The organism is Butyrivibrio sp. FCS014 (genome assembly GCF_000526935.1).
Taxonomy (GTDB): domain Bacteria; phylum Bacillota; class Clostridia; order Lachnospirales; family Lachnospiraceae; genus Butyrivibrio.
This window is the reverse complement of the sequence record NZ_JAHA01000006.1, coordinates 144,355-155,462: the sequence shown is the minus strand read 5'-3', so window position 1 is coordinate 155,462 and position 11,108 is coordinate 144,355. Positions and strand designations below refer to the sequence as shown.

Sequence of the window (11,108 nt, the reverse complement as noted above, 5' to 3'; positions counted from 1 at the left end):
TCTTTCTCCTAAAAAAGGGCATACTCCACCCTTTGTATTAAGCAAAGTCCAAAGCACATTGTAGCAGATTTACCCTATATTATCAAGAAGGCCCCCGATGGGCATCGGGGGCCTCAGCCTGTAGACAAAGGGCTTCGATTCATATCGAAGCCCCTAAGGTTAAATTTTTATACACTTGTTGAAATCAGTAGGTCTGGGCTTTCTCCTCGCCGTTAAGTACGCGAAGTGCGCCCTGGGCAAGTGCCAGAAGCTCGTCCTCTCCGGGATAAACAGTTACCGGAGCAATCCAGTCCACTCTGTCCTTGATGGCATCGGTGATAACCTGGCCGTAAGCAATTCCGCCGGTAAGGATGATCTGGTCAACCTTGCCCTTGAGAACTGTTGCGCAGGCGCCGATGTTCTTGCAGATCTGGTAAATGAAGGCGTCACGGACAAGAATTGCCTTCTCGTTGCCCTCTTCGCACATCTTGTTAACTTCTCTCATGTCGTTGGTTCCAAGGTATGCGTTAAGTCCGCCGTAGCCAACGATCTTTTTCTTCATCTCTTCGTAGGTGTACTTACCGGAGAAACACATGTCAACCAGAGCCTTGGCAGGAATGCCGTTTGCTCTCTCGGGAGAGAAAGCGCCGTCACCGTTGAGGGCTGCGTAAACGTCCACCATCTTGCCGTTCTTGTGAACACCTGTTGATGTACCGCCACCCATATGAACAACAATTACGCTGATCTCGTCGTATTTTTTGCCGATCTCCTTAGCGTATCTTCTGGCAACAGCCTTCTGGTTAAGGGGATGATCGATGGAAACACGCTCGATCTCGGGAACACCGGAAATACGTGCCACAGGCTCCATCTCATCTACAACAACGGGATCTACAATGTATGAGGGAACGCCGATCTCATCACCGATTTCTCTTGCAAGGATGCCGCCAAGATTGGAAGCGTGCTGTCCCTGAACGCCCTTGCGAAGGTCCTCTAAAAGAGCGTCTGTGCACTCATAGGTGCCGCCGGGAATGGGACGAAGGAGTCCGCCTCTTCCAACAATGACGTTGAAGCTCTTGATATCGATGTTCTCTTTCTTTAGGAAATCAAGGATGATGTTCTTTCTGAAATCCTTCTGATCGATTATGGATGCATAGGACTCGATCTCCTCTGTGCTGTGTCTTAAGGTCTCTTCCTTGGTGAGGGTCTCATCCTCAAAAATACCAACCTTTGTGGAAGTTGAACCGGGATTGATGATCAAACTTTTTATCATGATATACACCTTCCTTTCATTAAAATGAAGTTAGAATAGGGAAATCAAAGATTCCCGGATTATTTCTCGTTTGCAACAACAGCTGCAAGAGCAATGGAATTAACCTTTACTTCTACGGAATCGGATCTGGAAGTAAGGATTACGGGAGCCTTGGTTCCTGTAAGGATATTGCCGTTCTTAACCTGTGCAAGACGGACAATGGTCTTATATGTAAGGTTTCCTGCGTGGATATCAGGGAAAAGAAGGATATCGGCATCGCCGACGATCTTTCTGTCAAGAGCTCCTGCCTTGTGCTTGGCAGCCTCAGGATCAATGGCAAGATCCATTGAAAGAGGTCCGTCAACTATGCAGTTCTTGATCTCACCCTCTTCGTTGAGTCTTGTGAGCTCTGCTGCCTCAACGGTAACGGGCATCTTGGGATTGACAACCTCAACAGCTGCAAGAGGAGCTACCTTAGGGCACTCAACGCCGCAGGCTCTTGCAACATCTACTGTATATTCAATGATGACTTTTTTATCCTCAAGTGTGGGATATGGCATGAAGGCAACGTCGGTAAGGAACAGGAGACGATCGATGCCGGGGATCTCAAATACGCAGACATGTGAAAGAGGACGGCCTGTACGAAGTCCAACCTCCTTATCAAGTACGCTCTTAAGGAAATCCTTGGACTCAAGGGCACCCTTCATATAGATGTCAGCCTTGCCGTCATGTACAAGAGATACAGCTGTGCGGGCAGCCTCGATTGTGTCCTTAACATCGATGATCTCGTAGTCAGCGGGATTCATGTCGAGTGTACCCATGATCTCAACGATCTTGTCCCTGTCGCCAACAAGAATGGGATCTACAATCCCTCTCTCCTTAGCTACCTTAACAGCCTCAAGGACATGTGAGTCCTGAGCCACAGCAACAGACATCTTCTTCACAGATGCTGTCTTAAGTTTTGCCAGAATGTCATCAAAATTCTTACTCATTGCAGAACAACCTCCATAATTTAATTGTTGCGCCTTAGCGCATCACAAGTGCGCGGTCCCTTGGCCGCCATATGATAAAATTTTAACACTATACTAAGATAATCGCAAGGACTAACATGGCGAAGTTGAAGTTAGTAATGGAACTCACACTCACATCCCCAGCAGGTCCCTGGCCTCGAAGGACACCTTCAGCTTATAGTCGCAGCGGGGATTCTTATATTTGATGAGAACAGCCCTCTTGGACATGTTGTAGTACCAGCCCCGGTCAGCCTCATCAAACTGCCTCTTATTAAGGAAGTGCGGCAGCACAGAAACGCCCTCATCCGTGCCGCCAAAAGCAGAAGCGCCTTCAAAAGCAGCCTCGCCGCCAGCCGGGCAGCCGTCGCCGCCTTCTCCCGCGTCATCCAGGAACGTTCCGTTGCTCTCCGCAACCTTCACCCAGACCTTCACCGGGGAGCGGTCCTTCTTCACCATCTCGATCAGCATATCCTCAACGGGATTCTCGTAGTTACCTTCCGTCCTGAAATCCACATCCACGCTGTCATAGCCGTACATGGTGATCTCAGTCCTGCAGAAGTTCCCTTCCTTATATGAATTTGTCACGCCGTCGTCCTCATACAGCGTATAGCTGCTGATGGCTAAGGGGTCCTCGGAAAACGGCACCAGATACAGATGAAGCCCCGTAACCTTGTCCTTCTCCAGGTTCATTGGCTGGTTCAGGGCAAAGGGAACAATAGCCCCTTCCCTTATAAACATGGGCACAGAGTCAAGATCCGCATGGACCGGTCCAAGCTGTCCGCCCTCATGGCGCATGAAATTGTTGTTCATGTCGTACCAGACAGTTCCTTTTGGCAGATACACAGCCCTGGAATCGGCGCCCTCTTCCATCACGGGAGCCACCAGGATATCCCGTCCGAACATGAACTCATCATCAATATCGTAAACATTGGCATCCTTCTGGAACTCATAGACAAGAGGCCGCATAATGGGTGCTCCCGTCTTTGAAGCCTCGTACTCCAGAGAATAAAGATAAGGCGACATCCTGTACCTGAACTTTATCAGCTCACGTATGATATCCGTAACCTCAGGATACATCCAGGGTTCCGTCACTGTATTGTCATCGGAAGCCGAGTGAATTGAAAACCTCGCCTGGAAAATCCCCTGCTCAACCCATCTTACAAACAGCTCCATCCCGGGCACCGCGCCGGCAAAGCCGCCGATATCCGAACCCTCGTTGGGCTGGCCCGAAAGCCCCATCCCGAGGATCGTGGGAAGGTTCCCCCTAAGGCTCTCCCAGCTTGTGAAATTATCGCCGCACCAGGTCTGGGCGTAGCGCTGGATTCCCGAAGAACCGGCTCTGCACACGGAATACGGCCTCACCTCGGGATCATGTTCCATAATGGCTTCGTTGCTGAGCTTGCACATAAGTGTAGCCATTATAGGCTTCAAAGCCCCGATCCGTCCCCCTTTTCCGTCAAAAGAGACAGCGGCATCCCCGTCAAGGATTCCGTCATACTCGCAGTTATCATTCCAAATGGAGTCGGCCCCAAGTCCAACAAGGCGCTCTGTCAGCAGCTTCTTCCAAAGCTCTCTTGCCGCAGGATTTGTGAAATCCCAGTAGGCTCCGTCGCCGCCCCACCATTTTCCGATGGCGATCCCTTCGGAGCCATCAGCACCTTGAGTCTTAGCGGCCCCGGCAGATTCAGCGCAGTCTCCGCCACTGCCTGCTCCGCTGCCGCTCTCTTTTACAAACACCCCGGCCTTCTCAAATTCCGCAAACTCAGGATGGGTCAAAAGAACTCCCGGCTTCACGTTAGGCACATTGGGAGCCCCGGCATCAGCCATGGCCTCAAAGTACCCGGCGGGATTCCTGAACCTGTCCCTGTTCCAGCAAAAGACACATCGCTTCCCGTCAACGGTGGTGTATCCGGAAGACAGGTGGAATCCGTCAATGGGGATGTCCTCCTGATGAACGGTATCCACAAACTTAAGAAGGAACTCGTCGCAGTCCCTCGGAAGCTCCGCATAGTACATGGAAGATCCCTGGTACCCTAGAGCACGCTTTGGAAGCAGCGCCGGCCTTCCAGTCAGCAGAGTGTAATTGTCGATTATCCTTGAGATCCTGCTGCCCCCAAGAATAAACATATCTATGTCGCCACCGTCGCATCTGAAATAATTGTACCTTGGCCAGTAGTTGGATTTCTCGCATCCCATATTAAATTCGGATTCATGAAAATTGTGGTAGAACACACCGACTGCGCAGGATGACTCCCGCTCCAGCTTTATATAGAAAGGAATATGCTTGTATAGCGTATCCGCGCGGTATGGGTCGTAGCCAAAAGAGTCTGTGGCCCTCTCCCTTAGATATCTCTTATTCTTATTCAAAGGCCCGGTCTTCTCCCCAAAGCCGTAGAATACATCTTCTTCGTCCATGCGGGCATAGGAAACAAGACGCCTGTTGGCATCCCTGACAAATCCCGAAAGCCCTTCCGTGGAATACAGTACATTGCCGTTTTTATCCTCAACTTCAAGTTCAAAGGGATCACAGCAGACCTTAAGCTGGAGCTTTCCTGTGTTAAAAAAGATCCTGTCTTCCATCTGAGCTACGGCCGGCTCTACCGGTTCAATGCGCTTCCTTTCTCCCTCAAACAAAGGATCCAGCCTGTCCTGCCAGGCCGTTGTCATAAGGACATAGGACTCCTCGGGAAATTCCCTATCAAAGCTTGCCCTTATGCGGATTATTTCATCGGTCAAAAAATACAGCTTTATATCCGCAGCGTCTCCCTTAAGAAGATACGCTCCGTCTTCATTGGTAAAGCTCTCTATCTTCCTTAATATTTCCATATCATAACCCTCCGCATCCATTATAGCACCATCATCTCTGCCTTCCAAAAGTAGTATTTGTCACCATTGACTTCCCGTACGGGCATGCTATAATACCTAATTAGTTAAAGCTTTTAATTAATTGGGAAATGGGGTGGTTACAATAAAGCTTGAACAGTTACGGCAGGCGGAGCTTGCTGTAGGTATTGGGGAAAATCATTTCAGCATGAGCCGCGGCAGCTTCGATTACAAGCAGAAGGTGTCCGGCAAAACAAGGCTTAAGAAAATCTCTGTTGAGGAGAAGGAGGGGTGTACTCTCCTTACCTTTGAACATCCGAAGACCAGGGAATTACACAGGTTGGAAATTTCTGTGGAAGAAGGCGGCAGGATCCGTCTTGCTTACATAGAGGATTCCGAAAGGGACACAGCCTATAACCGCTTCTGGATCTCTTTTCCCGCCAATCCGAAGGAACACATCTACGGCTGCGGTGAGACTTATTCCAAATTTGACCTTAAGGGCGAGAAGGTCCGCATCTTTGTTGCGGAGCACCAGAATGCAAGGCGCATTACAAACAAGATAGTAAGGGAGAAGTTTTTGGGCAAGCACCCAGGCAGAACTCTTCCCTTCGGGAAATACGAATCCTACTACGCTCAGCCCACATATGTATCCAGCGACAGGTTTTACCTGCATGCGGACATAGATGCCTTTGCAATCTTTGATTTCAGCAAGGGTGATGTGACCACGATCTATACGCAGGAGCCGCCGGTTCTTTTTACGGAAAGTGCTGACAGCTTCGAGGAGCTCTCCGGGAAGCTTGCTTCTCTTCTGGGACACCAGGGCACGCTCCCTGACTGGGTCTACGACGGAGCAATCCTTGCGGTGCAGGAGGGAACTGAACGGATAGACGAGAAGATAGCGCGATGCGAAAAGGCGGGCACGAAGATCTGCGGCATCTGGTCTCAGGACTGGTGCGGCTGCAGAAAGACGGGCTTTGGCTATCAGGTCATGTGGAACTGGGCCTGGGATAAAGACCTCTATCACAACCTGTACCTTAAGATCACCGAATGGAAAGAGAAGGGAATCCGCTTTCTTGGCTACATCAATCCCTTCATCGCCATAGAAAAAGAGCTGTACAAAGAGGCTTCCGAAAAAGGCTACTGCGTCAAGGACAAAGAGGGCAAGGACTACCTTGTGACCATCACCACCTTCCCTGCTGCCATGGTGGACTTCACCAATCCCGAAGCCTACAACTGGTACAAGAACCTCATTAAAGAGAACATGATAGGTCTTGGCATGGGCGGATGGATGGCGGATTTCGGAGAGTATCTCCCTGTGGACTGCGTGCTTTTCAGCGGCGAGGATCCCGAGAAGATCCACAACAGATGGCCCGCCATCTGGGCACGGATGAACAAGGAAGCCATCGCCGAGTGCGGCAAGGAGGATGAGGTTTTCTTCTTCACAAGAGCCGGACACACAGGCACCATCAGCGCGAGTACCCTGATGTGGACCGGAGACCAGCATGTTGACTGGTCCGTGGATGACGGCCTTCCGTCAGTCATCCCGGCTACGCTGTCACTGGCCATGAGTGGATATGGGGTTACCCACTCGGACGTTGGCGGCTACACCACCATAATGCACATGAGACGGTCAAAAGAGCTGCTTATGCGCTGGGAGGAGATGAATATCTTTTCACCTCTCTTCAGAAGCCACGAGGGCAATCAGCCGGTTAACAACGTGCAGTTTGATGACGATGAGGAGCTGATCCGCCACATTTCCTGGGCTTCAAGAATGCATGCGGCCCTGAAGCCTTACCTGAAGAGACTTATCCTGGACAACGCAAACAGATCACTTCCGGTTATGCGCCCTCTCTTTTACCACTATGACGAAAGCAGGGCTTACACCGAGACAACGGAATATCTTCTGGGAAAAGATATCCTGGTTGCACCTGTTCTTCAGGAAAAGGCCGTAAGCAGAGAGGTCTATCTTCCAAACGATAAATGGGTGCATCTCTTTACGGGGCTGGAATATAAAGGCGGCATCTTTAAGATAGAGGCGCCCCTTGGCTGCCCGCCGGTCTTCATCAGACGAAGCAGCGAATATTTCGAAGAGCTTTCAGAACTTTCAAAAATCAAACTTTAATGTATTGGGGAAAAAAGAATGACTAAAAATGAAGGTAAAAACACTTTATGGAACAGGGCAAGCTACGGCTTTGCCGACATCTACGGCGGAGGCGCTTTCGTTGTTATCAGCACCTTCTACACCGTATTTCTGACAAAAGCGCTTGGAATGCCCACGGCCATGGCCGGAACCATTCCTCTTATCGGTAAGATCTGGGATGCCGTAACTGACCCTCTTATGGGCAATATCGCAGACCGCACCAGCTCAAAGCTCGGCGCAAAGCGCTTCTGGATGCTGGTGGGAAGCATCATCTCAGCTCTCACCTTTGTTATCATGTGGATTCCCTACACTGCAGGCGGATCCGTTACCGGTCAGTACATCTTCTACGTTCTGATGTACATGCTGTTTTCAACAGGCTTCACCATTGTAATGGTTCCCTATAACGGCCTTTTGCCGGACATGATCGATGACTACACAGTAAGGGCCAGATTCTCCAGTGCCCGTATGATCTTCTCGGCATTCGGCGCCATCATCGCAGGCCTTATACCAACCATCATGATCAGGGACAACACCAACAAGTCCCAGTATCTTACTGTGTCTGTTCTCTTTGCCGTTATCTTTCTTGTGGCAATTCTCCTGACGGTTCTTGGAACCTGGGAGAAGCAGAAGGAAGTAAACAAGACCTCGGTAAAAGAGACTTTCACACAGTCCTTTACAGTTTTCAAGAGCCACTCCTTCCGCCTGTTCATCGGCATCTTCATCTTCGGCCAGGCAGCTGCTGACTTTATTACCGGTCTTGCGGTCTACTACATCGACGATGTGCTCAATGCCTACGGCGGCGGAAACTTCACCAAGCTCATGGGCGTCATACTGATATCTCAGTTCATCGGTATGATCCTCTTCGGACCGATCATGGCCAGAACTTCCAAGAAGTTCCCCATTTTATTCGGTACCCCTTTCAGGATGGTGGCCACCCTTGCCATGCTGTTCTTCTCCTATGAAGGCGCACCTTTCGTTGTGATCCTGGCCCTCTCCTTTGTGATAGGCCTCTCCATGGCAGGGGTTTCCACCAGTATTTACGCCATTCTTTCTGATCTGGTGGACGTCGACGAGCTCATAACTTCCATGAGCCGCCCCGGCATCTGCTCAGGTATGGCTACTTTCACCAGAAAGATCGCAGCAGGTCTTTCTTCAGCCACCATCGGCGTTCTTCTTTCAATGGTTGGCTACAACGAGACCCTGGCAAACACAGGCATGCGCCAGGCAGCTTCCACCCAGAGAGGCATCGCCCTGATCTATGTATTTGCACAGATCGTACTTCTGGCCTTAACTCTCCTGTTTGCTTTCGTATTCCCGGTAACCAAGAAGGAATTCGACATTGTCCGCAAGGAAGTAGCAAGAAGAAAAGGCGAAGACAGTTCAAAGATCACCCCTGAGGAGATCAAGGTATGTGAGAAGGTCACAGGATTTTCTTACGACAAGCTTTGGAACAGAGATAACGCAGTTAAAATCTAACTTTTTATATATGGAGGAAAAGAAATCATGAAGTACTTTTTAGACAGCGCAAAAATGGACGAGATCAAGGAGGCCTATAACACCTTCGGCATTGACGGTGTTACCACCAATCCAAGGCACATTCAGGCATCGGGCAAGCCCTTCCTTACAGCCATACAGGACATCGCTGACTGGATCAAGGAAGAAGGCCTTGAGGGCTACGAGAAATTCCCGGTTTCCGTGGAAATCAATCCCCACATCGATGATGCCGACGAGATGGTAGCAGAGGCAAAAAAGATATCGGCCATCTCCAAAAACTTTGTAATCAAGATCCCTGCTACAGAGGCAGGAGTTACTGCTGCCAGAAGGCTTGAGAAGGAGGGAGTAAGAACAAACGTAACTCTTATCTTTGCTCCTTCTCAGGCTCTCCTCCCGGCCAAGAACGGCTCCCTTTTCGTTTCACCCTTCATCGGCTGGAAAGAAGCCAACGGTGAGGACTGCAGACAGTACATTCAGGATATCGTAACTATCTACAAGAACTACGGCTTCTACGGCAAGACACAGATCATCTGCGCCGCAGTAAGAACTCCCAAGCAGTTCGTTGACTGCGCAGTGGCAGGCGCCGACATCGTAACCGCAGGCCTTGCAGTTTACAAGGATTCCATGAAGCACGCCTACACCCGTCAGGGCATCGAGACCTTCCAGGATGCCTGGGACAATACCGTTGGAAACTGACGTTTCCAACGGTATTCGGGGAAACATCAGATTTGCTTCGCAAAAGTTTCCCCTCACTCTTGAATCATATTCGTACGGAGTTTGCAAAAAAGGAGATAACAAACATGAAGATTGGTTTTGTGGGACTTGGCATTATGGGCGAGTCCATGAGCGAAAACATAGTAAAGAAGCACGACGACAAGGTATACGTCTTTGATTTTGTAAAAGAAAAAGTGGATAAACTGGCAGCCATCGGAGCAGTGCCCTGTGAGAGCTCCAGAGAGGTTGCGGAAAATGTTGATGTCTTCATCTCAATGGTTCCCAAGTCTGAGCACTCAAGAGCTGTTTATGATGAGATCATCCCCGTTCTTAAGGAGGGCAAGACCTGCATAGACATGAGCACCATCGATCCCAGCGTATCCGTGGAGATTGCCAATAAGGTAAAGGCCACCGGCGCTGAGTTTATCGATGCTCCTGTTGTTAAGAGCAAACCTGCAGCCATCGCAGGAAAGCTTGGCATCTATGTAGGTGGATCCGAGGAAGTTTACGAGAAGATGCGCCCCATCCTTTTGTACATGGGCGAGAACGTTATCCGCATGGGTGACAACGGCAAGGGCCTTGTCATGAAGATCTGCCACAACGCCCTGGTTTCCCAGATCCAGAACGGCGTCAACGAGACCATGACCCTTGCAAAGAAGAACGGCATCGACATTCCTCTCTATGCACAGGCCATCTCCTACGGCGGAGCCGGCAACTGGTATCTGGATTCCAAGAAAGAGGTTCTGGAAAAAGAGGATTTCACCACCGCCTTCTCCATCGAAAACGAGCACAAGGATGTTCACATCTGCTTAAACCTTGCCAAAGAGTGCGGCTTTTCAATGCCCGGTGAGGAGAATGCCGCAAGGGTATACGACAAAGCTATGGAAATGGGAATCGGCAAAGAGGACTTCTCTGCAACCATAAAGGTAGTTCGCGGTGAATAATGACTTTTACTTTTTTCTGGTAATACTGCTTACAAATATCATACAGGGGATTACGGGCTTTGCGGGGACTATCCTGGCAATGCCCTTCTCCCTTAAGCTGGTGGGAATGGACGTGGCTGTCCCGGTACTTAACCTTTTGGGACTCTTGTCAGGAGTCTACGTCTTTGCCGGGAACCGGAAGTTTGTTGACAAAAAGGTCCTTAAGCATGTGCTTCTTATCATGGGCGTAACGGTCCTGGTTGGCATTTTCGTGAGGCATCTTCTTTCCGGCAAGCCGCAGCTTCTCTACTATACCCTGGGAGTTATCGTTCTTGCCATTTCGGTCACGGGACTTTTAAAAACCTTCGGCTTTAATCTCAAAACCGAAGATACCTCAAAGTCCTCCACTGTGCTGCCTGAAGTCCTTCTTGCAGCAGCCGGACTGGTCCACGGAATGTTCGTCTGCGGAGGCCCGCTCCTTATCGGCTACCTTGCCAAAAAGCTTCCGGAGAAATCAGCTTTCAGGGCCACTATATCCACTATCTGGATCTTCCTCAACGGAATCATCCTTATATCCCAGATAGTAACCGGCATGTGGACACCGCAGCTGGTAAAGACGGCTCTTTTCTCCCTGCCCTTTCTCTTCACCGGCATGTTCATCGGCGGAGTAATGTACAAGGGAATGAGCCAGCGTTTTTTCATCATACTTACCTATGTACTTTTATTTATTGCAGGGCTTTCCCTGTTTTTCAAGTAAAAAGAAACATCTAACGGAG

Annotated in this window: 8 protein-coding genes; 5 read left to right on the top strand and 3 right to left on the bottom strand. The window is 49.9% G+C overall.

From position 1 onward, the window contains the following. Positions 1-184: 184 nt before the first annotated feature. From buk to T456_RS0104530, 3 genes are all read right to left on the bottom strand, one after another. Entirely contained in the window at positions 185-1,249 is a 1,065-nt protein-coding gene (gene buk / locus T456_RS0104540) for a butyrate kinase (RefSeq protein ID WP_035801190.1), read from the bottom strand. 59 nt (positions 1,250-1,308) lie between these two features. Beyond that, positions 1,309-2,220: a phosphate butyryltransferase gene (ptb, locus tag T456_RS0104535; RefSeq protein WP_024865112.1), complete on the bottom strand. Its 912-nt coding sequence runs from the start codon at positions 2,218-2,220 to the stop codon at positions 1,309-1,311. 150 nt (positions 2,221-2,370) lie between these two features. Beyond that, the gene (locus T456_RS0104530; protein WP_024865111.1) at positions 2,371-5,064 is read right to left on the bottom strand and encodes a glycoside hydrolase family 31 protein; all 2,694 of its coding nucleotides are present in this window, start codon (positions 5,062-5,064) and stop codon (positions 2,371-2,373) included. A gap of 133 nt (positions 5,065-5,197) precedes the next feature. Here T456_RS0104530 and T456_RS0104525 point away from each other — a divergent pair, with 133 nt between their 5' ends. From T456_RS0104525 to T456_RS0104505, 5 genes are all read left to right on the top strand, one after another. Then, a complete protein-coding gene (locus T456_RS0104525) occupies positions 5,198-7,183 on the top strand; it encodes an alpha-glucosidase (protein ID WP_024865110.1) in 1,986 nt (661 codons plus the stop codon). 18 nt (positions 7,184-7,201) lie between these two features. Beyond that, positions 7,202-8,677, top strand: a complete 1,476-nt coding sequence (locus tag T456_RS0104520) for an MFS transporter (RefSeq protein WP_024865109.1) — start codon at positions 7,202-7,204, stop codon at positions 8,675-8,677. Between the two features lie 27 nt (positions 8,678-8,704). Further along, positions 8,705-9,391: a transaldolase family protein gene (locus T456_RS0104515; protein ID WP_024865108.1), complete on the top strand. Its 687-nt coding sequence runs from the start codon at positions 8,705-8,707 to the stop codon at positions 9,389-9,391. A gap of 104 nt (positions 9,392-9,495) precedes the next feature. Beyond that, the gene (locus tag T456_RS0104510) at positions 9,496-10,353 is read left to right on the top strand and encodes an NAD(P)-dependent oxidoreductase (protein ID WP_024865107.1); all 858 of its coding nucleotides are present in this window, start codon (positions 9,496-9,498) and stop codon (positions 10,351-10,353) included. Then, a complete protein-coding gene (locus tag T456_RS0104505; protein ID WP_024865106.1) occupies positions 10,346-11,089 on the top strand; it encodes a sulfite exporter TauE/SafE family protein in 744 nt (247 codons plus the stop codon). The genes T456_RS0104510 and T456_RS0104505 overlap by 8 nt, the downstream gene beginning before the upstream one ends. Positions 11,090-11,108: the final 19 nt, after the last annotated feature.